26 protein-coding genes and 1 pseudogene are annotated in these 25,906 nt (G+C 70.7%); 12 read left to right on the forward strand and 15 right to left on the reverse strand.

Annotated elements, in window-relative coordinates; translation table 11 throughout:
* Positions 1–25 precede the first annotated feature (25 nt).
* From Vlu01_RS22270 to Vlu01_RS22280, 3 genes are read right to left on the reverse strand one after another with little or no spacing between them, the layout of a single operon-like run.
* Positions 26–1,753 carry an IlvD/Edd family dehydratase gene (locus Vlu01_RS22270; protein WP_204002790.1) on the reverse strand — a complete coding sequence of 576 codons (1,728 nt, stop codon included), beginning with the start codon at positions 1,751–1,753 and terminating at the stop codon, positions 26–28.
* Between the two features lie 26 nt (positions 1,754–1,779).
* Entirely contained in the window at positions 1,780–3,294 is a 1,515-nt protein-coding gene (locus Vlu01_RS22275; protein WP_204002792.1) for an aldehyde dehydrogenase (NADP(+)), read from the reverse strand.
* Positions 3,291–4,472, reverse strand: coding sequence for a fumarylacetoacetate hydrolase family protein (locus Vlu01_RS22280; protein ID WP_204002794.1), 1,182 nt, complete (start codon positions 4,470–4,472; stop codon positions 3,291–3,293). The genes Vlu01_RS22275 and Vlu01_RS22280 overlap by 4 nt, the downstream gene beginning before the upstream one ends.
* A 158-nt stretch (positions 4,473–4,630) precedes the next feature.
* Here Vlu01_RS22280 and Vlu01_RS22285 point away from each other — a divergent pair, with 158 nt between their 5' ends.
* Positions 4,631–5,389, forward strand: coding sequence for an IclR family transcriptional regulator (locus Vlu01_RS22285; RefSeq protein WP_204002797.1), 759 nt, complete (start codon positions 4,631–4,633; stop codon positions 5,387–5,389).
* A gap of 64 nt (positions 5,390–5,453) precedes the next feature.
* Here the strand turns inward: Vlu01_RS22285 and Vlu01_RS22290 are convergent, their stop codons facing one another.
* Positions 5,454–5,708: a flavin reductase gene (locus Vlu01_RS22290; RefSeq protein ID WP_204002800.1), complete on the reverse strand. Its 255-nt coding sequence runs from the start codon at positions 5,706–5,708 to the stop codon at positions 5,454–5,456.
* Complete coding sequence (locus Vlu01_RS22295) at positions 5,705–6,004, reverse strand: hypothetical protein (RefSeq protein WP_204002803.1); 300 nt, start codon at positions 6,002–6,004, stop codon at positions 5,705–5,707. Before Vlu01_RS22295 ends, Vlu01_RS22290 begins: the two co-directional genes overlap by 4 nt.
* Positions 6,005–6,316: 312 nt before the next feature.
* Here Vlu01_RS22295 and Vlu01_RS22300 point away from each other — a divergent pair, with 312 nt between their 5' ends.
* The 5 genes from Vlu01_RS22300 to Vlu01_RS22320 all read left to right on the forward strand — a co-directional run bounded on the left by Vlu01_RS22300 (position 6,317) and on the right by Vlu01_RS22320 (position 8,960).
* Positions 6,317–7,117 (forward strand): helix-turn-helix domain-containing protein, encoded by an 801-nt coding sequence (locus tag Vlu01_RS22300; RefSeq protein WP_204002805.1) that lies wholly within the window; start codon positions 6,317–6,319, stop codon positions 7,115–7,117.
* Complete coding sequence (locus tag Vlu01_RS22305; RefSeq protein ID WP_204002807.1) at positions 7,108–7,299, forward strand: DUF397 domain-containing protein; 192 nt, start codon at positions 7,108–7,110, stop codon at positions 7,297–7,299. The genes Vlu01_RS22300 and Vlu01_RS22305 overlap by 10 nt, the downstream gene beginning before the upstream one ends.
* A gap of 263 nt (positions 7,300–7,562) precedes the next feature.
* Entirely contained in the window at positions 7,563–7,925 is a 363-nt protein-coding gene (locus tag Vlu01_RS22310) for an ArsR/SmtB family transcription factor (protein WP_204002809.1), read from the forward strand.
* Positions 7,922–8,404 carry an SRPBCC family protein gene (locus tag Vlu01_RS22315; RefSeq protein ID WP_239096052.1) on the forward strand — a complete coding sequence of 161 codons (483 nt, stop codon included), beginning with the start codon at positions 7,922–7,924 and terminating at the stop codon, positions 8,402–8,404. Before Vlu01_RS22310 ends, Vlu01_RS22315 begins: the two co-directional genes overlap by 4 nt.
* A complete protein-coding gene (locus Vlu01_RS22320) occupies positions 8,391–8,960 on the forward strand; it encodes a TIGR03086 family metal-binding protein (protein ID WP_204002811.1) in 570 nt (189 codons plus the stop codon). Before Vlu01_RS22315 ends, Vlu01_RS22320 begins: the two co-directional genes overlap by 14 nt.
* A 94-nt stretch (positions 8,961–9,054) precedes the next feature.
* Here Vlu01_RS22320 and Vlu01_RS22325 read toward each other — a convergent pair whose 3' ends face one another.
* Positions 9,055–9,654 (reverse strand): dihydrofolate reductase family protein, encoded by a 600-nt coding sequence (locus tag Vlu01_RS22325; RefSeq protein WP_239096053.1) that lies wholly within the window; start codon positions 9,652–9,654, stop codon positions 9,055–9,057.
* 89 nt (positions 9,655–9,743) lie between these two features.
* Positions 9,744–10,736 (reverse strand): Rossmann-fold NAD(P)-binding domain-containing protein, encoded by a 993-nt coding sequence (locus tag Vlu01_RS22330; RefSeq protein ID WP_204002813.1) that lies wholly within the window; start codon positions 10,734–10,736, stop codon positions 9,744–9,746.
* A gap of 399 nt (positions 10,737–11,135) precedes the next feature.
* Between Vlu01_RS22330 and Vlu01_RS22335 the strand changes: the two genes are divergently transcribed.
* Positions 11,136–11,540 carry a hypothetical protein gene (locus Vlu01_RS22335; RefSeq protein WP_204002815.1) on the forward strand — a complete coding sequence of 135 codons (405 nt, stop codon included), beginning with the start codon at positions 11,136–11,138 and terminating at the stop codon, positions 11,538–11,540.
* On the opposite strand, the gene Vlu01_RS22340 is transcribed toward Vlu01_RS22335, so the two are convergent.
* The 3 genes and pseudogenes from Vlu01_RS22340 to Vlu01_RS22350 form a co-directional block, all read right to left on the reverse strand.
* Entirely contained in the window at positions 11,524–12,594 is a 1,071-nt protein-coding gene (locus tag Vlu01_RS22340; RefSeq protein ID WP_204002968.1) for a winged helix DNA-binding domain-containing protein, read from the reverse strand. The two genes, Vlu01_RS22335 and Vlu01_RS22340, sit on opposite strands and share 17 nt — an antisense overlap.
* Positions 12,595–12,929: 335 nt before the next feature.
* Positions 12,930–13,517, reverse strand: a complete 588-nt coding sequence (locus Vlu01_RS22345) for an HAD family hydrolase (protein ID WP_308440980.1) — start codon at positions 13,515–13,517, stop codon at positions 12,930–12,932.
* A gap of 463 nt (positions 13,518–13,980) precedes the next feature.
* A pseudogene (locus tag Vlu01_RS22350) lies at positions 13,981–15,399 on the reverse strand (FAD-dependent oxidoreductase); the annotation flags it as partial.
* A gap of 200 nt (positions 15,400–15,599) precedes the next feature.
* Here Vlu01_RS22350 and Vlu01_RS27860 point away from each other — a divergent pair.
* The 3 genes from Vlu01_RS27860 to Vlu01_RS22365 are packed head-to-tail and all read left to right on the forward strand — an operon-like array spanning position 15,600 to position 17,859.
* Positions 15,600–16,322 carry an ArsR/SmtB family transcription factor gene (locus Vlu01_RS27860; protein WP_204002818.1) on the forward strand — a complete coding sequence of 241 codons (723 nt, stop codon included), beginning with the start codon at positions 15,600–15,602 and terminating at the stop codon, positions 16,320–16,322.
* 1 nt (position 16,323) lies between these two features.
* A complete protein-coding gene (gene arsB / locus Vlu01_RS22360; protein ID WP_204002820.1) occupies positions 16,324–17,433 on the forward strand; it encodes an ACR3 family arsenite efflux transporter in 1,110 nt (369 codons plus the stop codon).
* 9 nt (positions 17,434–17,442) lie between these two features.
* Positions 17,443–17,859: an arsenate reductase ArsC gene (locus Vlu01_RS22365; protein WP_204002822.1), complete on the forward strand. Its 417-nt coding sequence runs from the start codon at positions 17,443–17,445 to the stop codon at positions 17,857–17,859.
* A gap of 14 nt (positions 17,860–17,873) precedes the next feature.
* Here the strand turns inward: Vlu01_RS22365 and Vlu01_RS22370 are convergent, their stop codons facing one another.
* The 4 genes from Vlu01_RS22370 to Vlu01_RS22385 are packed head-to-tail and all read right to left on the reverse strand — an operon-like array spanning position 17,874 to position 21,419.
* Positions 17,874–18,491 (reverse strand): response regulator, encoded by a 618-nt coding sequence (locus Vlu01_RS22370; protein WP_204002824.1) that lies wholly within the window; start codon positions 18,489–18,491, stop codon positions 17,874–17,876.
* The gene (locus Vlu01_RS22375) at positions 18,488–19,792 is read right to left on the reverse strand and encodes a sensor histidine kinase (protein WP_239096054.1); all 1,305 of its coding nucleotides are present in this window, start codon (positions 19,790–19,792) and stop codon (positions 18,488–18,490) included. The genes Vlu01_RS22370 and Vlu01_RS22375 overlap by 4 nt, the downstream gene beginning before the upstream one ends.
* Entirely contained in the window at positions 19,750–20,583 is an 834-nt protein-coding gene (locus tag Vlu01_RS22380) for an ABC transporter permease (RefSeq protein ID WP_204002827.1), read from the reverse strand. The genes Vlu01_RS22375 and Vlu01_RS22380 overlap by 43 nt, the downstream gene beginning before the upstream one ends.
* Positions 20,580–21,419, reverse strand: coding sequence for an ABC transporter ATP-binding protein (locus Vlu01_RS22385; protein ID WP_204002830.1), 840 nt, complete (start codon positions 21,417–21,419; stop codon positions 20,580–20,582). Before Vlu01_RS22385 ends, Vlu01_RS22380 begins: the two co-directional genes overlap by 4 nt.
* Positions 21,420–21,564: 145 nt before the next feature.
* Between Vlu01_RS22385 and wrbA the strand changes: the two genes are divergently transcribed.
* Positions 21,565–22,182 carry an NAD(P)H:quinone oxidoreductase gene (gene wrbA, locus Vlu01_RS22390; protein WP_204002833.1) on the forward strand — a complete coding sequence of 206 codons (618 nt, stop codon included), beginning with the start codon at positions 21,565–21,567 and terminating at the stop codon, positions 22,180–22,182.
* A gap of 94 nt (positions 22,183–22,276) precedes the next feature.
* On the opposite strand, the gene Vlu01_RS22395 is transcribed toward wrbA, so the two are convergent.
* Positions 22,277–24,187, reverse strand: coding sequence for an anthranilate synthase family protein (locus tag Vlu01_RS22395; protein ID WP_204002836.1), 1,911 nt, complete (start codon positions 24,185–24,187; stop codon positions 22,277–22,279).
* A gap of 255 nt (positions 24,188–24,442) precedes the next feature.
* On the opposite strand from Vlu01_RS22395, the gene Vlu01_RS22400 reads away from it, so the two are divergent.
* Complete coding sequence (locus tag Vlu01_RS22400) at positions 24,443–25,825, forward strand: FGGY family carbohydrate kinase (RefSeq protein ID WP_204002839.1); 1,383 nt, start codon at positions 24,443–24,445, stop codon at positions 25,823–25,825.
* Positions 25,826–25,906: the final 81 nt, after the last annotated feature.

The following is a 25,906-nucleotide window of genomic DNA, read 5'->3' on the forward strand; positions in this document are numbered from 1 at the left end:
GGATGCGCCCGGCCGGACGGCGGGGTCAGTGGGAGTGCCGAGGCACCGCGCTGCCGCTGCCACCGACGAGAAAGTCCAGGTCCGCGCCGGTGTCGGCCTGCTGTACGTGCTCGCTGTACAGGCGTACCCAGCCGCGATCGGCGGCCGGCCCGGGTGGCTGCCAGGCGGCGCGGCGTTCGGCGAGTTCCGCCTCGTCGACCAGCAGGTCCAGCCGGCGCGCCGGGACGTCGAGGCGGACCAGGTCGCCGGTGCGTACCAGCGCGAGGGGGCCGCCCACCGATGCCTCCGGTGCCACGTGCAGCACGCAGGTGCCGTACCCGGTGCCGCTCATCCGGGCGTCGGAGATCCGCACCATGTCCGTGACGCCTGCGGCGAGCAGCCGTCGTGGCATGGGCACGTTGCCCACCTCCGGAAAGCCCGGGTAGCCGCGTGGTCCGGCGTTGCGCACCACGATGACCGTGTCGGGGGTGACGTCGAGATCCGGGTCGTCGGCGGCGACGGCGTAGTCCTCGATCTGGTTGAAGACGAGCGCCGGCCCGGTGTGGGTGAGCAGGTGAGCCGAGGCGGCGGAGACCTTCAGCACCGCCCCGGAGGGGGCGAGTGACCCACGCAGGACGACGGTGCCCGAGCCGGCTGGCTGAAAGGGCTCGGTGAGAGTGCCGATGACCTGCCGGTTCCAACACTGGACGCCGTTGATGGCGTCCGCCACGGTCTTGCCGCTGACCGTGATCTGATCCAGGTGCAGCAGCGGGGCGATCTCCTTCATCACTGCCGGAACACCACCGGCGTAGGCGAAGTCCTCCATCAGGTATCTGCCGGACGGCATCAGGTTGACGAGCATGGGCACGTCGGCGGCGAGCGTGTCGAAATCGTCAAGCGACAGGGGGACACCGACGCGTCCGGCGATCGCGAGCAGGTGTACGACGGCATTGGTGGAGCCGCCGATCGCGGCGTTGACCCGGATGGCGTTCTCGAACGCGTGACGGGTGAGCACGGTGGAGAGCCGCTGATCCTGTTCGACCATGGTGACGATGCGGCGTCCGGCGGCGTGCGCGAGCGCGTACCTGCGTGAGTCGACCGCCGGAACCGCGGCGGCCCCCGGTAGCTGGACCCCCAACGCCTCGGTCACGCAGGCCATCGTGGAAGCGGTACCCATGGTCATGCAGTGACCCCTGCTGCGGGACATGCAGACTTCCGCTTCCGCGCAGTCGAGCGCGGTCATCCGGCCGGCCCGCAGTTCCTCGGTGAAGCGCCAGACGTCGGTGCCCGAGCCGATGTCCTGGCCCCGGAACTTGCCGTTGAGCATCGGACCGCCGGTGATCATCAGGGTGGGAAGGTCGACGCTGGCCGCACCCATCAGCAGACCGGGGGTGGTCTTGTCGCAGCCGGAGACCAGCACCACCCCGTCGAGGGGGTTGGCCCGGATCAACTCCTCCGCCTCCATCGCGAGCAGGTTGCGGTAGAGCATCGTCGTGGGCCGCATGAGGGGCTCGCCGAGGCTCATCGCCGGGAACTCCAGCGGCAGTCCGCCGCTCTCCCACACCCCCCGCTTCACCGACTCGGCCAGCTCACGGAGGTGGGCGTTGCACGGGGTCAGCTCCGACCAGGTCGTGGCGATGCCGATCACCGGGCGGCCGTCGAAGACGTCGTCGGCGAACCCCTGGTTACGCATCCAGGAGCGATGGATGAACCCGTTGCGGCCTTCGGCACCGAACCACTGACCGCTGCGCAGCGGTCGACTCGTCATCGACATCGGCCCACCTTCCTGTCAAACCGTGGCTATTCGGTCCCTGGCTCCAGCCGCCCGTCGACGCGCCGGGGAATGGCGGTGTACCCGTCCCGCAGCTCTTCGGGGAGGATCCATTCCGGGGCGCCCTGCCAGGCCAGTGGGCGCAGGAATCGGCGGATGGACGTGGCACCCACCGAGGTGTGCACCGCGTTCGTCGACGGCCAGGGCCCACCGTGGTGCTGGGCCCAGGACACCCGGACACCGGTGGGATAACCGTCGAAGACGATCCGACCCGAGCGGGCCGCGAGCACGTCGACCAGCCTGCGTACGACCTCGAGGTCGTCTCCCGGCCCGCGGTGCACGGACCCGGTCAGCGACGGCGGAACGATGCTCAGCCCGGCATCGAGTTCGGCCACGTCGCGGTAGCGGACCACGACCATGAGCGGACCGAAGCACTCGTCGGCGATCTCGCCGGTCAGACCCGGCAGCTCGACCTCCAGGAGCGTCGCGGCGACGGTGAAACCCGCGCCCGCGTCGATCCGGGGCCGTGCCGCGAGACGGGCACCGGCCCGCTGGAGGTTGTCGACCCCCCGGTCGTACGCGTCCCGGATGCGTTCGTTCAGCAGGACCGCACCGCCGGAGGTGGCCACCTTGTCGCGGAGCGCGTCGACCAGACGGTCACCGGCCGGGTCCGACGGGATGAACGCCAACCCGGGCTTGGTGCACAGTTGACCGCCGGAGTTGGTGAAGGAGGCGAACAGACCGTCGGCGATCTGGTCTGCCCGGCTGGCGGCCGCCTCGGGCAGGACGATGATCGGGTTCACGCTGCCCATCTCCGCGTAGAGCGGCACCGGATCGGCCCGTTCGTCGATGGCCGACTGGAGGGCGCGGGCCGCGCCGGCGGAGCCGGTCAGGGCGACCGCCCGGATCGCCGGATGTCCCACCAGCCAACGGCCGGCCTGCTCCCCGTACACGATCGAGATCACACCGCCGGGCCCGCCCATGGCGCGGATGGCCGAGTCGATCGCGTCGGCGGAAACACGCGACGTCACGGGGTGGGAGGGATGGGCCTTCACGACCGTGGGACAACCGGCGGCGAGCGCCGAGGCGGTGTCCCCGCCGGCGACGGAGAAGGCGAACGGGAAGTTGCTGGCGCCGAAGACGGCCACCGGTCCGAGGGGCACCAGCATCCGCCGTACGTCCGGTCCCGGTCCGAGTGGGGTGTCGGCGGCGTGGTCGATGGCCGCCTCCAGGTACCCACCGTCGCGCAGCACCGCCTCGAACATCCGGAACTGGACCGCCGCCCGAGTGAGTTCCGTGTCGAGTCGGGGGCGGCTCAGCCCGGTCTCGGCCTCCGCAGCCGCGACCAGGTCGCCGCGACGGGACTCCAGGGAGGTGGCGATCGCGTCCAGCAGGTGCGCCCTGCCGAGCCTGCCCAGGTCTATCAGCCACTGTGTCGCCCGGGACGCCTGACCGGCGGCCGTTTCCACGCCGGACTGGTCCGTCTCGGTGAGATCCGTCGCGCGTGCTCGGCCGTCGCGTGGGTCGATGGTGGTGACGTTCACAGCAGTCCTCTCCTTGCCAGATTGCCCATCAGGTCGCGGACCCCGAATCGCCAGGGCTCGCACTGTTCCGCGTGCCGCACCTGGTTGATCAGGGTGCCGAGCGCCGGGCAGCTGATCCGCACCACGTCGCCGACCTTGTGGGTGAAGCCCTCGCCGGTACGGTCCCGGTCCTGGGTGGGCGCGAACATGGTGCCGAGCATCAGGGCGGCACCATCGGGATACTGGTGATGCGGGCCGATCAACTGCCGCACCAGCGCCTCCGGGTCACGCGACATGCGGGCCATCTGCGAGGTCGCCGACAAATGGAAGCCGTCGACACCGTCGACCCGCAGACCCACGTCGAGTGCGCGCACCTGGCTGAGCGAGAACCGCTCGTCGAACAGTCGGATCAGCGGGCCGAGGGCGCAGGAGGCGTTGTTGTCCTTCGCCCGGCCGAGCAAAAGCGCCGACCGACCCTCGACATCCCGCAGGTTCACGTCGTTGCCGAGGGTGGCACCGACGATCCGGCCGCTGGACTGGATGATCAGCGCGACCTCGGGTTCCGGATTGTTCCAGGTCGACGCGGCGAGCACGCCGACGGGGACGGCGGTGCCGACGGCGGAGAGAACCTGCCCCTTGGTGAAGATCTCGGCGTCCGGCCCGATCCCCACCTCCAGGTACTGACTCCAGATCCCCTCGGCGATCAGCAGGGCCTTGAGTCGCTCCGCCTCCACCGAGCCGGGGACCAGGCTGTGCAGGTCAGCACCGATGCCGGCGAGCATCCGGCGACGGATGTCCGCCGCGAGCGTCGCATCTCCCCGGGCCCGCTCCTCGATGACGCGTTCGATCATCGAGACGGGGAAGGTCACGCCAGCGGCCTTGAGCGCGTGCAGGTCGACGGGGGCGAGGAGCCAGGGCCGGGCGCTGTCACGGTGTGCGGCGCCGGTGTTGGCGAGTAGCTCGGCGAAGCCGCCGACTCTCGGCCCGTCCGCCCCGGCCACCGACGCGGCGGGGTCGGGCAGCTCGCAGATGTCCCGGACGGTCGGAAACCGGTGGCTGAGGTCGATGACCTCGCCGTCGCGGACGGTCACGGGGGAGGGGCCGTCGTCGGTCGGGTTCCAGATCCGTCCGATGAGGACGCTGTGGTCGTCGTCCGGCAACGCTTCGGCGGCAGTGCCAAACCAGGGCTCCTGGCTCATCGTCACTCCCCTGCAACAGGTCGGGTGTCGCCGAGCTGGAATCTGCAACGAGCGTAGCGCCATATGCAACGATGTCAATAGTTGATTGCGCCAGGTGCTCGCTGCATTGCGTATGATGCAACGGTTGGCCGTCGGCCTGCCGTGGAGGGGGCACCGCCTTGTCGCAATCGATTCGCCGCGCGGTCGACCTGATCCGTCGCGCTGCGGAATACCCGCTGTCACTCACCGAGGCGGCCGAGGTCCTGGGGGTCCACAAGTCCACGGCCCTGCGGATCCTTCAGACACTCGAATCGGCCCGCTTCGTCCGCCGGACCGGCGCCGGAACCTACGTGCTCGGCAGCGGCATCATCGAGCTGTCAGAGCTCGCGCTCGGCGCGATGGACCTGCGCCAGTTCGCCGCCGCGCCGCTGCGTGCGCTTCAGCGCGAGACCGGCCACACCGTGCATCTGGCGCAGCTGACCGGCGACGAGATCATTTACATCGACAAGGTCGACAGCTCGGCCTTCGACGCCGTCAAGCTGCCCTCGCGGGTCGGGCGCGCGGTCTCGATCTACGCGAGTGCCGTCGGCAAGGTCATCCTGGCGTACCTGCCCACAGCGGAACGTGACCGCCTCCTCTCCCACGTCGTCTTCGAGCGATTCACCGACACCACGTACGCCGACCGCGAGTCTCTCGACGCCGAACTCGACCACATCCGGGAACAGGGCTGGGCCGTCGACAACGGTGAACACGACGCGTACGTGATGTGCGTGGCGGCACCGATCAGGGACTCGCGCGGGCGCGTCATCGCCGCCGCCTCGATGACCGCGATCGAGGTCATCGCAAGCCTCGACGAGCTGAAGAGCAGCCTTCCCCTCCTGCTCGACACCGCGAACCAGATCTCCCGCGAACTGGGCCACACCGCCGACAAGGGCTGAGCCCAGGCGGCAGAAGCCCGCCCCGGGCCCGCGTCGGGGGAGTGCGCGAACCCGGGGCGGGCGGCTATCCGGACCGGACCGGCACCCAGTCGGTGAACCGCCGGTGCAGATCGGTCGGCGGCTGCCCGCTACCAGATCCGGCGAGCTGCTGCGCGGCCTCCTCGCGCAACGTCACGAGATGAACCATCAGACCGGGCATGTCGCCCCGGTACTCGGCGAGCAGCCGCAGCTTCGCCGCAGAACAGGGCCAGGCGATCCCGCACGCCCGGCAGCGCCAGGTGGGACGGGACGCCACGTGCTCGGCCGGCCCGGTGCTCACCCGTGCGCCCACGCGGATCGGGAGCGGGGTGGGCGCCGGCGCGCGGCGTAGGGGACCGGTGCCACGTTCACCGGACGCATCCCCTGCGGCATCACGAACAACTGCCGCTTCTCCGTCGCGTCGCCGTGCCGGTCGAGCTGATAACAGTCGATCCACGTCCAGCCGTACGGCGGGTGCCGGTCGGTCAGCTCGCGGATCACCCGCACCAGGATCGGGCTGCCGAACTGCGGGGAGGCCTCCCTGGTCAACAGGTACACGCCGGGGGTGAGCCGAGGCGTGCCGTCCTCCCGCGTCACCGGACATGGCGGCGGTCGAGTCGGGCAGGACGGCCAGGCGCGGGTACGGCGTTCGTGGGTTTCGGAACGGGCACGACGGGCCTCCTCAGTCGCCACGGAATTGGGGAGGGCCGCCCGAGAGTGCTCGCCCGTCGGGCGGCCCGGTGCTGGTCCCGCCGACGGGTCGTGCCGCGCCCGCGGTTCCGCTGGTGACACTCTGGTGTGCAGACCACTACTCTCGGAAGGTGCTTCCGGAGTCCGGGCTGAGCTGGCGAAACGATCGCCGCCTCGGTGGTGACGTGGGTAATCGATCTTCATGGTGGGGAGTCCTGAATGCCTGACATGCCAAACCCCGTCGCGGCCTTCATCGTTGGCGAGATCCGCCGGTCGCGCGGCGTGGCCGGCATGACGCAGGAAGCATTCGGGCGCGCCGCCGGTTTCAGTGCCTCCCACGTCAGCGCCGTCGAAGGTGGCACCCGGGCTGTGACGTTGGACTTCGCGCGAGGCGCGGACCGGGCGCTGAGCAGCGGGGGACTGTTCGAGCGGCTAGCGACGAAGCTCGGCGCTCCGTCCTGGTTCCTGCCCTGGCTCGACGCCGAGCGCGCCGCCACGCAGCTTCGCTACTTCGAACCCAACCTCATCCCGGGCCTGTTGCAGAGCGAGGCGTACGCTTGCGCCGTCCTACGGCTCGACCCTCGTCTGGCCTCTGACGAGGTGGATCGTCGGGTCGCCGGTCGGCTCGAACGGCAGGCGATCCTCACGCGGGCGTCGCCGCCCCAGCTCGTCGTTGTCGTCGATGAGGGGGCGATCCGTCGTGCGGGCGACGGAAGCGAGAAGATGATGGCTGAGCAGCTTTCGCACCTTGTGGCTTGCGCAGAGCGCCCCAACATCAGCGTTCACGTTATTCCGGCCGACGTTGGTCTTCACGCCGGGCTCTCCGGCCCGCTGTCCCTGGCCCACATGCCGGATGGCAGTTGGATCGGCCACCTCGAAAATCAACTCGGCGGCGATGTCGTGGACCGGCCAGCCGACCTCGATACGCTCTTCCAGCGGTGGGAGAGCGTCCGTACTGAAGCCCTTTCCCGGCGACAGTCCCTAGACCTGATCAAGGAAGTGGCGAACCAATGGACCTGAACGGTGCGCAGTGGCGCAAGGCCACTCGTAGCGGCACCAGCGGCGGCAACTGTGTTGAGGTCGCCGACAATCTTCCCGGCGTCGTCGGGGTCCGCGACTCGAAGGACCAGACCGGCCCGGCGCTGATCTTCGCCCCGTCTTCCTGGCGCGCGTTCGTCGCCCAGGTCACCGATCGAGTCTGACCCGTAACGCACGGGAACGCCTGTCCCTTCGCGGGGCAGGCGTTCCCGCTTCACGTCTCTCCTCATCCGTCAGCATGTATTCGGGTGTCGGCAGGCCCCTCAGTCTGGCCGAATGAACGACAGAAGCATCGCCGCTCGCCTCAACAACCAGGTAAAGGCTTGGCATCTGCGCTTGGCTGCGGTTTCAACTGATCGGTTGCGACTGGTCGCCCGGCGGATATAGGTTGCCTTTCAAGCGGTCAGTTGAAAGCTGGGAGGTGTCCATGGCGGCAGACCCGCTGTCGCAGGTCTTCGCGGCACTCGCGGATCCGACCAGGCGCGACATGGTTGCTCGACTCGCGGTGGGCGACGCGACGGTGAGCCAGCTCGCCGAGCCTTACCCGATGACGCTCCAGGCGGTCTACAAGCACCTCAAAGTATTGGAGGACGCCGGGTTGGTGAGCCGACCGGCAGGGCCGCAGCCTCGGCCGGTACGGCTGGAAGCAAAGGTCTTCGACCTCATGGACAAGTGGATCGAGCGTTACCGGCGTCACGCCGAGGAGCGGTACCGCCGTCTCGACGCTGTGCTGGCGCAGATGGACCACGGCACGACGACCGAACAGACCGAGGAGGGAAGGGTGGCATGAGCATCATCGCCGAGACCACGATCGAGGCCGACCCGACGGTGCCGATCATCCATATGCGCAGGGAGTTCAACGCCACGCCCGAGCAACTGTTCCGGGCGCACACCGATTCGCGGTTGTTCGCGCAGTGGGTCGGCCCCAACGGGATGCACACCCGCATCGAGGAGTGGGACGCGCGCTCAGGCGGCAGCTGGCGCTACGCGGCCACTCGCGACGGGCAGCAGTACGCGTTTCGCGGCTGCTTCCACGACGTGCGGCCGGACCGGATCGTCCAGACGTTCACCTTCGAGGGGCAACCCGACGGCGTGGCGCTGGAGACGCTGTGGTTCGAGGACCTCGGCGACGGGCGGACACTTCTCCGCACACAGTCTCTCGTGGATAGCTTCGAGGCTCGGGACGCATGGCTGGCCAGCGGCATGGAGGTCGGGGTCGACGAGGGCTACGCCAAGCTTGCGGAGATGCTCGCCGATGGCACTGTCTAGCCGACCCGCTGAGCGGCATCGACAGGTCAGCCGCCAGTTCACCGATCGGGTCCGAAGCGTCCAGTCGTGGGACGCGCCCGCGCCGGTCGCCGGGTGGACCGCCCGCGATGTCGTACGCCACCTGACCGAATGGTTACCGGCCTTCCTGGCCACCGGCGCCGATATCCGACTGCCAGCCGGGCCATCGACCGACGACGACCCGGCCGCCGCGTGGCAGACCCACTGCGACGCGGTGCAGTCCCTGCTCGACGACCCGGCAACGGCCGGCCGCCTCCTGTCGAATCCGCACACCGGCGAACTGCCGCTGGACCGCGCGATCGACCAGTTCTACACGGCCGACGTGTTCATGCACACCTGGGACCTCGCCCGGGCCACAGGCCAGGACGACCGCCTCGACCAGGACTTCTGTTCACAACTACTGGCCGGGATGGAGCCGATGGAGGAGATCATCCGTTCGTCCGGGCAGTACGGCCCCCGAGTGCCGGTGAAGGAAGACGCCGACCCGCAAACCAGACTGCTGGGCTTCATCGGTCGCGATCCGGAGTGGACCGCCTGACCCGAGGAGCCCGGCCGAACGCGCCGACCGGGCTCCAGCGACGGCCGGACGCATCTCGAATGCCAGGCTCAGCCTCCGGTCCACCAACACCGCGCTAGCTTCGGTCCAGCGTCAGGATGCGTACGCCCGAGGGCAGAACCGTGGCGTCGACGTGGGTGAACAACGTGGGCTGGAACGGGCCGGCGAACATCGGGATCCCGGACCCGATCACGGACGGGTGCTGCTTGATGATGAGCCGATCGATCTCGGGCAGGAGGCTGTGGGCCAACGTGCCGCCGCCCACCAGCCAGATGTCCAGGTCGCTGTCGTCCTGCTTGAGCGTGCGGACTCGTTCGAGGGCGTCGGTGCTGACCAGCTCGATGCTCTTGCCCGGGACCTCCCGCAGAGTGGTGGAGAAGACCAGGTGACGCAGATGCGGGTAGGCGTCGTCCAGCCCAGCGTCCAGGCCGACCTCATAGGACGCCCGCCCCTCCAGCACGGTGTCGAAGACCTTTCCCGGCCCTTCGATGCCCAGCGGGGCGCGGGCGGGTGCGGGCAACGTCTCCGGAAAGTTCGTCACCATGAAGTCGACCAGGTCGGGTGGGACCGGGAAATAGCTTTGGCCGCTGGGGTCGCCGCCATCCGGGCCGGCGACGAAGCCGTCCAGGGTAGTGGCGACGTAGTAGGTGAGTCGGCGCATGAAGTCCTCCGTCACAGGATGCTCGACTGTCGGTCGGCGGCGGTTTCGTGCCGGCCCTGGGTCACTGGGTAGCCCGGCCTCGGCCGCTCAGGTGTGCCGGAACACTAGCCCCAGCCCAGGGCACCGAGCAGATCGGCCTCCCGGTCGGCGCTGATGCCGGCACGTCGGTTACGGTGCAGTCCGACCTCCCGCTCCCAACGGAGAGTGTCCGTCAGCAGGTCCGTACGCGGTCGGTGACGCAGCCCGGCAGCGGAGGCCGCCGCGCCGCTGCGCGCCGACCAACCGGACCAGCCCGGCTCGACCAGCCACATCGGCAGCGACTCCGGGCCCATGTACTGCGCCACGCCCTGGGCCACCAGCCAGTCGGCGTCGACGTCGACCACCGGACCGGTATGCCTGCCGACGGCGCGGCACAGCTCCACCCATGCGCCGAAGGGCACCACCGGCCCGACCGCGTTGAACGTGCCGATGGTGCCGGCCGCCGCGCTGTCGAGCAGCCAGGTCGTCAGATCGCGGACGTCGATCACCTGCGTCGGCAGGTCGGGGGTCCGGGGTACCAGCATCGGTCCCTGCTGGTCACGGGCGGCCCGGGTGACCCAGTAGCCGGAGCGATCGGTGTGGTCGCCGGGGCCGCCGATCAGCCCGGCGCGGGCCACCAGCAACCGGTCTCCCACCTCGGCCGTGGCGAACTGCTCGCAGGCCACCTTCGCCTCGCCGTACTCCGCGCGGTCGGCCACGTCCCGAACCGTCGCCGGCAGGGTGGCCGCCGTCTCGTCGGCTCCGGGGGTGTCGTGGCTGGCGTAGGCGCTGACCGACGAGACGTAGATCCAGTGCCGGGCCCGCTCGCCCAGCGCCCGCAGGGCCTGCCGGACGAAGCCCGGCTGCCAGGACACCTCGATGACGGCGTCCCAGTCACGCTCCCGCAACCCGTCGTACGCCGTCGGGTCGTTGCGGTCCGCAGCGACGAGGACGGCACCGTCCGGCACCGCCCCGCTCTCCCCACGGGCCAGACAGGTGACGGCATGCCCCCGGTCGACGGCCTGCCGGGCCACCTCCCGCCCCAGCCACGCCGTCCCGCCCAACACCAGTGTCTGCATGGTGCCCAGCCAAGCAGCGGTGGCGCGGCGCGGCCAAGGATCTCTGCCGTCGGCAGAACGTGGGGCCGGCGGGGCGACCCGGCTGCTCTACCCTCGTCTGGTGACCTCCATGATGGAGCGGCCGACGAGCACCGTGACCCTGTCCGCTGGCCCGGTGGAGTATCGGCTGGACCAGCGCGGGGGACTCGATCGTCGTGCTGTTTCACGGCGGTCACATGCGCGCCGGTCTGACCATGGACGAGCGGGTCTACGCCGAGGCGGACATCTCAGTGCTGGCACCGTCGCGTCCGGGGTACGGCCTGCGGTCCTGAGCGTGGTGCCGACCTGGAGTTCGTCTGGCCGGCACCGCGCCCGCGTCATGGTCCGGGGTGACGGCCGCAGACGTGGTGGGAAGACGTGATGTCGAAGGTCGTCGTTCGGGCCGCCGCCGTCGCTGGCGCGGCAGCAACCCTCGTCGCGGCCATCGGCCTGCCCTGGGCGTGGTACGGAGACATGGCCGTACACCTGACCGAATTCCCGGGGTGGGCCTGGTATGTCAGCGCGGCCGTGCTGCTCAACGTGTTCACCGGGTGGGCGATCCTCGCGCCGGGCCGTCGAGGATGGCTGCCGCTGGTGGCCGGTGGGCTCGGTGCCGTCACGATCGTGGCCGCTGTCGTCGTCATGGCCAACTACGCCGACGTGTTCCTCGGCCCGGTCGTCCCTGCGGTCCGCCCGGTGCTCGGCCCCGGCGGACCGGTCGCGGTGTTGGCAGTGCTCGCCAGCCTGACCGCCGTGGTCGGTGCGCGGTTCAGTCGTTCCAGGTGACCCGGGGCGGCAGGGCGAGGAAGTCGGCGTACCGGTGCAGTGCCTGCTCGACCTGCTCGCGGTGGGCCGGGTCGAGGTCGACCAGCGGGTGCACGGTCAGGGTGACGCGGGTCTTGGCCAGGCTGCGTTTCCAGGTGCCGGCCACCCGGCCGCCGACGACGACGGTGGCCTGGAAGACACCGTTGCTGCCCGGGATGATGGCCTGCTTGTGCTCCGGGTCGAGCATCAGCGCGCGGTCCTTGTAGCCGAGCAGGTACTCGTCGAAGCCGGGCAGGGTCAGCACGTCGTCCACCTCGGCGCGCGGCGCGTCCAACAGCGGCGTGTGCAGCACCGCCTCGGCACCGTCGACCAGGACGCTGGTCAGGTCGGCACCGGCGGCGGCGATGCCGCGTTTGGCGTCGGCGGCGGTCAGACCCGTCCAGCCGGCGAAGTCCTGCCGGGTGGTGGGACCGTGGCTGCGGAAGTAGCGCAGTGCCAGGGTGGCCAACGCCTCGTCGCGGTCGAGTTGTCGCTGCTCGGGTGCCCACTCGTCGAGCAGCGCGAAGGTCTGCTCGGTGCCGATGTTGGGGGCGATGCAGGTGACACCGCGCTGCGCCGCGTACCACAGCAGGTGGTAGCCGCGTTGGCCGGCGCCGTCGATGCCGGCCGCGACCAGCGCCGCCACGCACTCGGCGCGGGTCAGCCGGCCGCCGCCGGCGAGGGTCTCACCCAGCACCTCGGCCGCGCGGTCCGCCTCCGCCTCGGACAGGCCGAGGAACTCACGCCGCTTCGCCGCCCCGGCGAGCGCGCGTACGCCGGTCAGCTCCAGCAGCCAGCGGGCGTCGCGGGCCGGGACCAGGTGGATCGTGCCGCGCATCGGCCAGGTCCGCAGGGCTTCCCGACGCTCCAACGCGGCGTGCACGTCGGCGTGGGTGGACCCGGGCAGTCGAATGCCCAGCGACCACATGCCGCTGGCCAGGTCCTGTGCCTGCATGGCGCCGAACCAGTCCACCACGTCGGCCACGCTGGCCGGCGGGGCGGCGGTGGGGTGGGGGCGCAGCAGCAGACTCGTCATCCGTAGCGCGAGCGCCTCGGCGCCGGTCAGCGCGGTCGTGCCGGTGGATGCCACGATGTCGGCCGCCTTCCGTCGATGGTCGACGGCAGCATAGGTGCGGGCACCGACAACACGACCGGGGCTCGCCACCGTGGGTGCCCCCTGATCGCGCTACGCCAGCGGCATTGGTGGCGGAGCGCGATCCCCCGTTCAGGTCGGCCGGTGCGGGGCGGCGACGAAATCGCCGGCACCAGTGTCACCAGGATGACGTTTTCCTACCTGGTCGTGAACGATGAACCTCGCAACTTGCGGATATCTTGAGCATGTCCGGCGTCAGGCCGAGGGTGTCCCCGCGCTCAGCCCCGGCGGGGCGGCGGCACCCGAACGGCGGCCATTCCCGCTGCGGTCGCAGCCGCGATGCCCAGGTCCGCGTCCTCGAAGACCAAACAGGCCTCGGGCGGTACGCCGAGCAGTTCAGCGGCCCGCAGGAACGGCTCGGGGTCGGGCTTGGGGCGGGAGTAGTCGCCCGCGCAGACCAGCACGTCGAAACGGTCGAGGATGTTCAACGCGGCCAGCGAGGCGGTGACGGCGTCCCGGGTGCTGCCGGAAACCACGGCGAACGGGATGCGTCCGTACGCGTCGTCGATGTGCCGCAACACCCCGGGGATGCCGGTCGCGGTGGGCAGCAGCTGCTGGAAGCGTGACTCCCGGTGGGCGACGACGGCTTCCACCGGCATGTTCAGGCCGTGCTGTTCGTTGAGGGCGACGACGATGTCCGCGGTCGGCCGTCCGGCCCAAGCGTAGAAGAGATCCTCGGGGAAGGCACAGCCCCACCGGTCGAGGGTGTCCCGCCACGCGGTGTAGTGCTGGGGCATCGAGTCGACGATGGTGCCGTCGCAGTCGAACAGGTACGCCTTGAATTCGCCGGTCGGCAGGGGCAGCATCACCGGCCCAGGCTATCCGGCGGCGTACGACGGTCGGCTCGCCGGCTCAGAGCCGCCGGTAGCCGTCGGCGCCGGCCAGATCCCCCACGAACTGGCCGAGAGCCCGCCCGACGCCGTGCCCGCCCGCCCGCCGCCGACGCGACCATGACACTGGTGGTCACCCGCAGCAGCCTCCGTCGGTCGAAACGGTGACCAGGCCGGGCTCGGCGCGGGAGAGGGCGGCGTCTGCCGTGTTCTGGGCGGTGGTGTCGAACTGGTCGCCGGCCAGGGCAGCGAGGTGCAGCGCGATATCGGGGTCGATGCCGAGTTCGTTGGCGGCGGCGCGGGTGGCGGCGGCGACGGTGCCGGCGGCAGGTAGGTGGCGCAGGGCTGCGGAGATGAGTCGGCCGGGGATGTCCGGGGCGAGGCCGTAGCGGGCGGCGGCGTCGTCGAGCATCGTCTTGTAGCCCTGAGTGGCGGAGCAGACGCCGGTTTCGGGCAGATCGAGTTGGACGTCGCGGGCAGCGGCCCAGTCCCCGGCGAGAGCCGCAGCGATGGAGCGGACCTGCTCGTAGCCGGTGGCCATGAGGAAGGTCGGTGCCCGGCCGTAGGACTTCATGCCGACGGCGAAGTAGCCGGGCTCAGGCTGGGTAAGCTCGTCGACGCCGTGCGGACGGACGGTGCCGCAGGAATGCTCGTTCGGGTCGATCAGCGGCGCCAGGGTCCGGGTGCAGCCCAACGCGGGGTCGAGATCCAGGCGCAGCTCGGCGGCGAGGGTGTGGTCGGGACGGAATCCGGTGGCGGCGACGATCCGGTCGGCGGTCAGGGTACGCCCGTCGGAGGCGGTCAGCTCGGCGTGCCCGTCGACGGCGGTGACAGCGTGCACGGCGAAGCCGGTGACCAACCGGACGCGGCCGGAGTCGACGAGCAGCTTGATCCCGCTGCCCAACGCACCTCGTCCGGGCAGCGCGTCGGCGTCCCCACCGCCGATCGCCCGGTCGATGGAGCCGCCCCGGGTGGCCCAGGTGATGGTGGTGCCCGGCTCCTGCTCGGCGAGTTCGGCGAGCGCGAGCAGCGTGTTCGCGGCGGAGTGTCCCGCCCCGACGACGACGGTGTGCCGGCCGGCGAACCGGCCACGGTCGGCGCCGAGCACGTCGGGCAGTGCGCCGGCGGTCAACCGTACGGTCTGCGGGTCGGTCTCGCCGTGCGCGGGCAGCCCGTTGGCACCGAGCATGCTCGGGGTGCGCCAGGTGCCGGAGGCGTCGATGACGGCCGAGGCGAGCACGTCCTGGCCGGTGGCGAGCCGCACGACGAAGGGCACGCTCGCACGGCCGGCGGTCCTGACTCGGTCCACGCCGACGCGACCGATCGCGACGACCGACGCGTCGTAGCGGACGTGCGGAGCGATCTGCGGCAGCTTGGCCAAGGGGCGCAGGTACGCCTCGACCAGGTCCGCGCCGGTGGGCAGCACCTCCGGGTCGGGGGCGGCCCAGTCGGCCGCCGCCAGCAGGCGGCGTGCGGCGTGGTCCACGTTGTACCGCCACGGCGAGAACAGCCGCACGTGCCCCCACTCGGTCACCGCCGCACCCGCCGACGGCCCGGCTTCCAGCACGGTGAACGGCAGCCCCCGCTCGTGCAGGTGTGCCGCCGCGGCGAGTCCCACCGGCCCGGCGCCGATGACCACAACCGGGTGCGGCCCGTCGACCCGCCCCGCGTAGCCGGCCGCCTCGACCGTCGGCACGGCCACCGTGTCGTCATTGACGGCTGATGTGTCGGCGGTGCCGCAGCAGCTCGCGCCAGCGGCGACCACCTCGGTCCTCGCGCCCGGATCGCAGCACGCCCTGGCCTGCTCGGCGGCCTGCGAGGTGCCGCAGCACGGTCCGTCGGTCCCGTTCTCACTCATCGGACAACACTCCCTGTTGCTTCCTGACGTGGGTGACCATGTGCCACCGGGCACAGCGCCCGGCGCAGCCACCCGGGTCGGCCAGCGGCCCGGCCGCCTCGCGCCGGGTGACATCACCACCGACTGATGGATGTCTCGATTCTCGTCGAACCGGACGTCCTCACCTTGCATTACAGCTAGACGGCTGTCAAGCTAGCCTTATGTCGGTTCCACCCGTGCTGGACAACACGGCAGTGCAGGGCTGCTGCCCTCCCCTGTCGGTACAGGCTCTCGCGCCACAGGTCGCGGGCGAGATAGCGCCACTGTTCAAGGCGTTGGGCGACCCGATCAGACTGCGCCTGCTGTCACTGATCGCCTCGACCACGGAGATCTGCGTCTGCGACCTGACCGACGCCTTCGAGGTCACCGGGGCGACCATCTCGCATCACCTGCGAGTGTTGCGCGAAACCGGCATGGTCGACTGCGAGCGTCGCGGCACCTGGGCCTACTACCGGGTGCGCCCGGAGGCGCTGAATCTGCTGGGCAACCTGCTGACCAGCAGCGCCGACCCGGGGCCGGGCACGCCAACCGCAGCGGACCCGCCAGCGGCAGGCGCCTCCGTCGCATCACATCAGGAAATGCTGATATCACCCAATCCTGATGTGATGCGGTTGGTGGCGGATCCGCTGCGAGCACAGATCGTGCGGATCCTTGCCGCCGGCCCGGCGACGACGTCGCATCTGGTCGCGGACACCGCAGCGAAGCAGCCCAACGTGTCCGGGCACCTCAAGGTGCTCCGCGAAGCTGGCGTCGTGGTCGCCGAGCCACGTGGGCGCTTCACCTTCTACCGGCTCATCCCCGAGGCACTGCAGGGAGCGGCGCTACACCTGGCCGACCTCGCCGCGCAGGCCCGCGCCAACTCCGAGAACTTCCGGACCTGCTGACATGGCGCACACCGCCACCGCCGACGACGCACCGCCGGCGATCGTCGTACGCCTGTCGCGCCTCGACCAACTCCTCCCGCTGTGGATCGGTCTGGCCATGGCCACCGGTCTGCTGCTCGGCCGACTTATCCCCAGCCTGAACACCGCCCTGGAAGCAGTGAAGATCGGCGGGATCTCCCTACCGATCGCCCTCGGCCTGCTGATCATGATGTATCCGGTGCTGGCCAAGGTCCGCTACGACCGACTCGACACCGTCACCGGCGATCGTCGGCTGCTGCTGTCCTCGCTGCTGCTGAACTGGGTCCTCGGCCCGGCCCTGATGTTCGCCCTCGCCTGGATCTTCCTCGCCGACCACGCCGAGTACCGCACCGGCCTGATCATCGTCGGTCTGGCCCGCTGCATCGCCATGGTCATCATCTGGAACGACCTGGCCTGCGGCGACCGTGAAGCCGCGACCGTCCTGGTCGCCCTGAACTCGATGTTCCAGGTCCTCGCGTTCGGCGTGCTCGGCTGGTTCTACCTGTCCGTCCTGCCGGACTGGCTGAACCTCTCCGGCACCCGGCTGCAGGTGTCCGGGTGGGACATCGCCGTCAACGTGCTGATCTTCCTCGGCGTCCCCCTGCTCGCCGGCTACCTCACCCGCCGCGTGGGCGAACACACCAAGGGCCGCACCTGGTACGAGAGCCGTTTCCTGCCGAAGATCGGGCCGGTCGCCCTCTACGGCCTGCTGTTCACCATCGTCATCCTGTTCGCCCTGCAGGGCGATGCCATCACGTCGCGGCCCTGGGACGTCGTGCTGATCGCCGTGCCACTGCTGGCCTACTTCGCGATCATGTGGGCCGGCTCCTACGTCCTCGGCCGGGCCATCGGCCTGAGCTACGAACGCACCACCACCCTCGCGTTCACCGCCGCCGGCAACAACTTCGAACTCGCCATCGCCGTGGCCATCGGCACCTTCGGCGTCACCAGCGGCCAGGCCCTCGCCGGCGTCGTCGGACCCCTCATCGAGGTACCCGTACTCGTCGGCCTGGTCTACGTCAGCCTCGCCCTGCGCCGCCGCCTGTTCCCGGCCGAACCACGGCTCGGCCCAGACCAGCAGCAACCGAGGTAAGGAGCCCTCGTGCCTGACAAACCCAGCGTGCTGTTCGTCTGCGTCCACAACGCCGGCCGCTCCCAGATGGCCGCCGGTTGGCTCCGCCACCTCGCCGGCGACCGCGTCGAGGTCCGCTCCGCCGGCTCCACCCCCGCCGACACCATCAACCCCGCCGCCGTCGAGGCCATGGCCGAGGTCGGCATCGACATCACCGACCAGAAACCGAAGATCCTGGCGTACGACACCGTCGAAACCTCCGACGTCATCGTCACCATGGGCTGCGGAGACGTCTGCCCCGTCTTTCCCGGCAAGCGCTACGAGGACTGGAAGCTCGAAGACCCGGCCGGCAAGGGCATCGAGGCGGTGCGCCCGATCCGCGACGAGATCAAGACCCGCATCGAGAAACTGCTCACTGACCTCATCACCACGCCCTCCCAGGATTAAGAGGCGGGCACGGCTCACAGCAGGCCAGCGGCCATCGCGGTGGTGACCGCGGCGGTGCGGTCGGATACGTCGAGCTTGTTGAAGGTACGCAGCAGATGGGTTTTCACGGTCGCCTCGCTAATGTGCAGTTCGCGTCCGATCTCCGCGTTCGACAGTCCCCGACCCACCAGGCGCAGCACCTCCACCTCGCGGGCGGACAGCGTGCCGCGGGTTGGCCGGCGGACCTGATGCAGCAGGCGGGTGGCCACCGACGGAGCGAGGACGGTGCCGCCGCGAGCGGCGGTGCGGATGGCGGTGATCAGGTCGGCCCGCGCGACGTCCTTGAGCAGGTAACCAGCCGCGCCGGCCTCGACAGCGCGCAGGATGTCGGCATCGGTCTCGTAGGTGGTGAGCACCACCACCCGGGTCTGCGGTGACTCGGTGAGGATCCGGGTGGTGGCGTCGACCCCGTCACCGCCGGGCAGTCGCAGATCCATCAGCACGACATCGGGTCGTCGGTGGCGGACGTGGGTCACCGCCTCGGCGGCGTCGCCGGCCTCACCGACGATGGTGATGTCGTCCGCGCCGGCCAGCATGCCGGCCACGCCGGCCCGGACGACGGGATGGTCGTCCACCAGCAGCACAGTGATCATCGGTAGGGCACCTCCACCCGGATCGTGGTCCCGGCGCCGGGTGCGGAGCGTACGCCCACCGAGCCGCCGGCCTGCTCGACGCGGGCGTGTAACCCGGCCAGGCCGTAGCCGTCGGTGACGGCGTCGGCGTCGAATCCGGTGCCGTCGTCGGCGATCTCCAGGACGATCCGCCGCTCGTCGCGGCCGAGGAGGATGGCCACCGCGCGAGCGTGGGCGTGCCGACGGACGTTGGCCAGCGCCTCCTGTGCCGCGCGCAGCAACACCACCTCCAGCTCCGTGCCCGGCGTCGGGCCGGTGCCGGAGACGACACAGTTCGTCGCGACCCCGGTTTCCTGGCTGAACCGCTGCGCCAACCGGCGCAGCGCCTGCTCGAACGGGGCGTCGGCGAGCTGCGCGGGCGTCAACGCGGCGACCAGCGTGCGTACGTCGACCAGGTTCTCCCGGGCCGTCTGCTGGGCCAGCGTCAGATGCCGACGGGCCCGGTCGGGGTCGCCGTCCAGGTCGGCCTCGGCGGCCTGAACGAGCATCACCACGCTGGACAGGCCCTGCGCGACGGTGTCGTGGATGTCGGCGGCGAGTCGTTGGCGTTCGGCGGCGACCCCCGCCTGGTGGGACAGCTCGGCCAGCTCCGCCCTGGTGCGTTCCAGCTCCGCGATCAGGTCGGCACGCCGGGTGCTCTCCTCGACGGTGCGCTGCGACCAGACCCCCAGTACGCAGACGACGAACACGATCATCACCGCGACCAGCCCTGGCGCGACGAGGTCGTGCAGGTCCGGCAGGCGGATGGCCAGGACGGCGATGTGCACCGAGTTGAACAGCACCACCGCCAACACCGCCGGTACGGCCGGCAGCACCATGAACATCTGCGGGCAGAGCACGAACAGCAGGAACGACGCGTTGCCGTTGAGCAGCACCGCCGGTATGTAGAGCAGGGCCATTCCGGCGAGGTAGAGATAGCCTCGCCAGTCCTCGACCAGGTCGCGCATCAGGCGTCGGCCGAAGCCGGCGTACCAGCCAGCCAGGGCGAGGAAGAGCGTGAGGCAACCGACGCGGGCGACCGGGGACCATGACGTGTCGGCGGCCACGAGCAGCGCGACCCCGGCACCCGCCAGCGCGAAGTAGAGGTCCCAGAGCCGGAAACGTCCCCGCCACGAGTCGGTGGCGGCGGTGTCGCGGACCGGCTCGTCGGCCAGGGCTTTCCGGCGGCCGTCGGCGCTGCGGGTGGCCGGGGCGGTGGGCGAGGTCGCCGCCTCGACGGTCACCGGGAGCGTCGACTGCGCCAGCGGAAGGTCGTCAGACACAGCACCATCCCTCCGATGCACCAGGCGGCCAGCACGAGCGCGATCCGGCCGTGTTCCCAGGAGGGTACGACCTCCTGCGGGAGGATGCTGTCGGGCAGGAACACCGATCGGAAGCCCTGCGCCATCCACTTGAGCGGGAACAGCGAGCCGGCCGTGAGCAGCGGCTCGGGCAGTTGTCCGACGGGGGTGTAGAAGACCCCCGAGATGAAGGCCAGCACCAGGTAGGGCAGGTTCATCACGGCACCGGCGCTGCGGGCCGAGCCGGCGAGGCCGCTCGCGGCGATGCCGGTCAGGGCGCAGGCGGTGGCGCCGAGCAGGAAGACCCAGCCGAAGGTGAGCCAGCGCTCCGGGTCGGTGGGCAGGGACAGGTCGAAGGCGACCACGGCGATACCGAGCAGCGCGACCGTCTCGCCGACGGTGATCACCAGGGCCATCAGGATCTTTCCGATGAAGTACGCCGACGGTGGCATCGGCACGCCGCGCAACCGGTGCAGTGTCCCGTCGTCGCGGTCGGCGGCGATGCCGGTGCCCAGGTTGATGAAGGTCGTCGAGGCGACCCCGGCGGCGATCATGCTGGGTGCGAGATACTGGGCGGAGGTCACGTCGCTGCCGGGGTAGACGCCGTCGAAAATCGCGCCGAGCAGGGCGAGGATCACCACCGGCATGGCGAACGTGAACGCCACGGCGTCGCGTTCCCGGAAGAAGCTCTTCACCTCGATGGCCGCGCGGTGCAATCCGAGACGGGCCGCCGACGGCCGCCGCGGCGTACCGGGTAGGACGGTGGAGGTCATGACGCATCTCCGATCAGGTCGAGGTAGACGTCTTCCAAGCTCGGCCGACTGACCGTCAGCTCCGGCACCGTGCCGCCGTAGCGGCCGGTCAGCGCCGCGATGAGCGCGGCCGGGTCGTCGGTCTCCTGCCGTCCGTCGGCCCATCGCACGACGGTGCGTGCGGCGGTCCGCCCGACGAGGGCCGTCGGCGTCGCGTCGGCGACGATCCGACCGCCGACGATGACGGCCACCCGGTCGGCCAGCGCCTCGGCCTCCTGGAGGTAGTGGGTGTTCAGCAGGATCGTGCAGCCTTCGGTACCTGCCAACTGCCGGATCAGGTCCCAGAATCGGCGGCGGGCCTGCGGGTCGAAGCCGGTCGTCGGTTCGTCGAGGAAGAGCAGTCGGGGGCGACCGACGATGCCGAGGGCGACATCGAGACGACGGCGCTGACCGCCGGAGAGGGTCCGTACCCGGGCGGTGGCCTTCGCGGTGAGGCCGACCAACTCGGTGAGCTGCTCCGGATCCCGGGGGCGGGGGTAGTAACGGGCGAAGTGGCTCAGCGCCTCCCGGACGGTCAACTCGCCGAGGTCGCCGCTGGCCTGGGCGACGATGCCGACGCGGACGCGCCAGTCCAGGTCGGCGCGGCTCGGATCATGACCCAGCACGCTCACCTCCCCGGCGTCGCGACGACGGTGACCCTCCAGGATCTCGATCGTGGTGGTCTTGCCCGCCCCGTTGGGGCCGAGCAGCGCCACCACCTCGCCGGCGCCGACGTCTAGGTCGAGGCCGGCGACGGCGACGATGTCGCCGTACGTCCTGCGCAGTCCGCGTACGCGGACGGTGGGGGTTGCGGTCATGTTTTGATCGTCTGCCGCTGCGGGCGGGGGCGGGACGACCGGTCGACGGAACGGTGGTGTCCGTCGACCGGTGGACGTGGCCGGCGTTTGTCGATGCAGGCAGCGGGTAGTCGCCGAAGCTGATCCCGAGGAGGAAGGACACGCGATGGCGGCACAGGTCAAGGCGGCGGTGATCTACTACAGCGCCACCGGCATCACCTATCAGATGGCGTCGGCGGCTGCCGAGGCTGCCGGTGAGGCGGGTGCGGAGGTGCGGCTGCGCAAGGTACGCGAGCTGGCGCCGGACGAGGCGATCCGCTCCAACTCGGGTTGGCAGGCGCACCGGTTGGAGACCCAGGATGTGGAGGAGGCGCAGCCGGACGATCTCACCTGGGCGGACGTGATCATCTTCGGTGCGCCGACCCGGTACGGCATGGTCGCCGCCCAGCTCAAGCAGTTCATCGACACCACCGGCCCGTTGTGGGCCCAGGGGGCGCTGGCCGACAAGGTCTACTCGGCGTTCACCTCGACCGCCACCGAGCACGGCGGGCAGGAATCGACCCTGCTGTCGCTGTTCAACGTCTTCTACCACTGGGGCGGGATCGTGGTCGCCCCCGGATACACCGACCCGAGCCAGTTCACCGCCGGCAACCCGTACGGCGCCTCGCACACCAGCAACAACGGTGAGGTCCCGCCCGACCACGTCGCGCTGGGCGCTACCGCGCTGACCGCCAAGCGGGCGGTGCGGATCGGTGCGGCGCTCAAGCAGGGCCTGGCCGGCTGAGCGTTCCGACACGACCGGACCGGCGGCCCGGGCGGGGGCTCTCAGACCCGCCCGGACCGCCGGCCGTTCACAGCGCTACCCCGGATCGGCTCGGCTATGCCTGCGCCGCCGGGGACAACTCACCGGCCGGCGCCGGCAACAGCTCGGGCAGCAGGTCGGCGAGGACCGCCACCCCGTCCGGGCTGAGCACCGACTCGGGATGGAACTGCACCCCGGCGAAGCCGCGCCCACGCAGGGCGTGCACCGCGCCGTCGGTCTCGTCGCGGGCCAACTCCACCGGCCCGTACGGACCGTCGTGACGGTCGGCGGTGGCGCGGGCGGTGAAGGTGGCGTAGAAGCCGACCCGGCGGGGCGTGCCGAAGATGCTGACGGTGCGTTGCAGCCCCTGGTACGGCGCGTCCCGGCGGTGCACGGGCAGCCCGAGCAGACCGGCGAGAAGCTGGTGGCCGAGACAGACGGTGAGCGTCGGGTGCCCGGCGTCCAGCAGCTCGGTGAGCAGGGCCCGCAGCCTGATCATCTTCTCTGTGTCACCGGTCGGGTCACCCGGACCCGGGCCGACCACCACCAGGTCGTACGCCCGGATCGGCTGTTCGGCCTGCCACGGCCGGACGGTCACCGACAGCCCGAGCGCGCGGAGCTGATGTGCCAGCATCCCGGTGAAGGTGTCCTCCCCGTCGACGATGAGGGCCCGCCGCCCGGTCAGCGCGGGCAGGACCAGAGCGTCCGACGGTCGTTGGTCCAGCCAGAACCGGGACAGTGGGGCGTTGCGGGCGGCAAGGGCGGCACGTACCTGCGGATCGTCGGCCAGCCGTTGCGTCGGGTGCGGCCCGGCCGGTGCCTGCGGGCCCAGGCCGAGGGCGGCCAGCACGCCAGCGGCCTTGGCGTGGGTCTCCGCGACCTCCGCGGCGGGGGTCGAGTGCCGGACCAGGGTCGCACCGACCGGTACCCGCAGCTCACCGGTGCGGGAGATCTCGGCGGTGCGGATCAGGATGGGCGCGTCGAGGGTCTGCCGGCCCGTCTCGTCGTGGCCGAGCAGGGCCAGCACTCCGGAGTAGTAGCGCCGTCCGGTGCGTTCGTGTCGGGCAATCACCCGACAGGCGTTCTCCATCGGGCTGCCGGTCACCGTCGGCGCGAACATCGTCTCCCGTAGCACCTCGCGGACGTCCTTCGAACCCCGTCCGGCCAGCAGGTACTCCGTGTGCGCCAGGTGCGACATCTCCTTCAGGTACGGTCCGACCACCTGCCCGCCCCGCTCGGCGACGGTGGCCATCATCTTCAACTCCTCGTCGAGGACCATGTACAACTCCTCGATCTCTTTGGTGTCGGCGAGGAAGCGCAGCAGCGCGGCCCGGTCGGCGGCGGCACCGTTGTGCCGGAAGGTGCCGCTGATCGGATTCATCATCACCAGGCCGTCATCGACGCTGACGTGTCGCTCCGGGCTGGCACCGACCAGGGTGCGCGTACCGGTGTGCACCACGAACGTCCAGTACGCCCCACGCTCCCGGATCAGCAGCGAACGCAGCGCGGCCAGCGCGGCGGCCAGCGGGGCGTCCTGCACCTGGGCACGCAGAGTGCGGTGGATGACGAAGTTGGCGCCCTCACCGTGGCCGATCTCGTCGGCCAGCACCCGAGCCACGATGGCGGCGTACTGGTCGTCGCTGATGTCGAAGGCGGCGTCGATGGTGCGTACCTCGGCGGTCGGCAGCGCGTCCAACACACCGACCAGCGGCAGCCGGTGGTGGCGGTCGATCCGCAGGCATTCCAGGGGAACCCCGTCGTCGACACAGGCGAAGCCCCGTTCGGCGACCTGTCGGTACGGCACCAGGGCCAGCGTCGCCGGGCCGGCCTGGTCGGCGGGCAGCGGGATGTCGGTGAGCCGGTCGACGGTCGTCATGGTGCCGGTGAACAGGTCGAGGTGGTCGGCACCGTCGCGGCGTAACAGGGCGAACGGGCCGGGATCGAGGCCGGCGGTGAGCTTGTTGAGCAGGTCGGTCAGCTGGTGCATCGGTCTCCTCGGGCCGGGCTACCGCCGTCGGAGGCGGCCCGGGGGCCGGGACATGACCGGCGGCCGCCTCGTGGGGCGGCCGCGTGGGATGAAGCTACGCGCGGGGAAGGGCCGCCGGGTCGGCGGGCCACCAGCAGGTCAATCGCGCGAGCATGCGAACACTCTACGCGTCGGGTGGCCGGCGTGGAAGCCGATCGGCGGACCTGGTGCGCGGGACCGTTCTGGCGTCACGATCACCGGGTACGTTGACCCGCGATGAAGATTCTCGCGCTGGACCTGGGCACCTCGTCGGTGCGTGGGCTCGTGCTGGACGACGCCCGACCGCTGCCGGGGGCGCTGGCCCGTCGTCGCGTGGTGCTCACCGTCGACGACGAGGGCACCGGCACCCTCGATGCCCGGCGCTACCTGGGCTGCCTCATCGAGTGCCTGGACGAGTTGCACGAGCAGGGCTGGCTGGACGGTGTGGAGCTGGTGGCGGTCAGCGGCCAGTGGCACTCGGTGGTTCCGCTGGGTGCCGACGGCGAGCCGCTCGGGCCCGTCCTGACCTGGCTGGACACCCGGCCCGAGCCGCCGGCCACGGCGGTCGGTCCAACCGACCCGGATGCCTTCCACCAGCGCACCGGCACCTGGTGGCACCGGTGTTACTGGTCGGTGCGGCTGCCCTGGTTGCGAACCCGCACCGGGGTCCGGGTGGCCAGCTTCGCCGGTCTGGTCGAGTACGTGCTCGGTCGGTTGCTCACCGAGGCGCCGATGTCGATATCGCAGGCATCCGGCACCGGCCTGCTGGACCTGTACACCCTGGACTGGGACCCGGAGGCCTGCGCCCTGGCCGACAGTGACGGCGCGGACCTCCCTGACCTGGTGACGCGGGACTGGCGGGGTGGACTACGCGCCGAGTACGGCCGGCGGTGGCCGCCCCTGGCTCGGGTGCGGTGGACACCGCCGCTCGGTGACGGTGCCGCTTCCAACGTCGGCTCCGGCTGTGTGGATCCCAGCCGGGCCGCGGTGACCGTGGGCACCTCCTCCGCGGTGCGGTTGTTGCAGCGGATGTCGACACACACCGAGCCGGCGGTCCTGCCGTACCAGCTGTGGCGCTACCGCGTCGACCATGACCATGTGGTGACCGGGGCCGCGTACTCCTCCGGCGGGAACCTGTTCGCCTGGGCCAACCGGGAACTGCGGTTGCCGACCGGCACGGCGCTGGAGCAGGCGTTGGCGCGGTTGCCGCCCGATGGCGGCTGTCCGGTCGCCGTCGGCTTCGGTGGTGACCGTCCGCCGGGTCATCGACCGGCCGGGCGGGGCGAGCTGCGGGCGTTGGGCTTCGGCACCACCGCGGTGGAGATGCTGGCCGGGCTGATGTACGGGGTGTGTGAGCAGGTCGTCGGCGATCTGTTGGTGCTGGAGTCCACGGTGGGCCGCTCGGTGGAGGTGGTCCTCGGCGGGGGAGCGATGGCCGCCTCACCCTGGTGGCGACAGGCGTTCGCGGCGGTGCTCACCCCCCGGCCGGTTCGCTTCGGGCGGCACCCGGAGATCGGCGCCACCGGCGCGGCGCTGGTGGCGACCGGCCGGATCGCCGACGCCGTGGTGATGGCTGACATCGGCCGGACGGATGATCAAGAGTCACCGACCTCGGCATAGGGTGGCGACCAGCAGTATTCTTCCTGAACCATTCATAAGGGCAGGGCGTTGACACTGCTCTCGGGCCTGGTTGGATGGACT

The organism is Micromonospora lutea (genome assembly GCF_016863535.1).
Classification (GTDB): domain Bacteria; phylum Actinomycetota; class Actinomycetes; order Mycobacteriales; family Micromonosporaceae; genus Micromonospora; species Micromonospora lutea.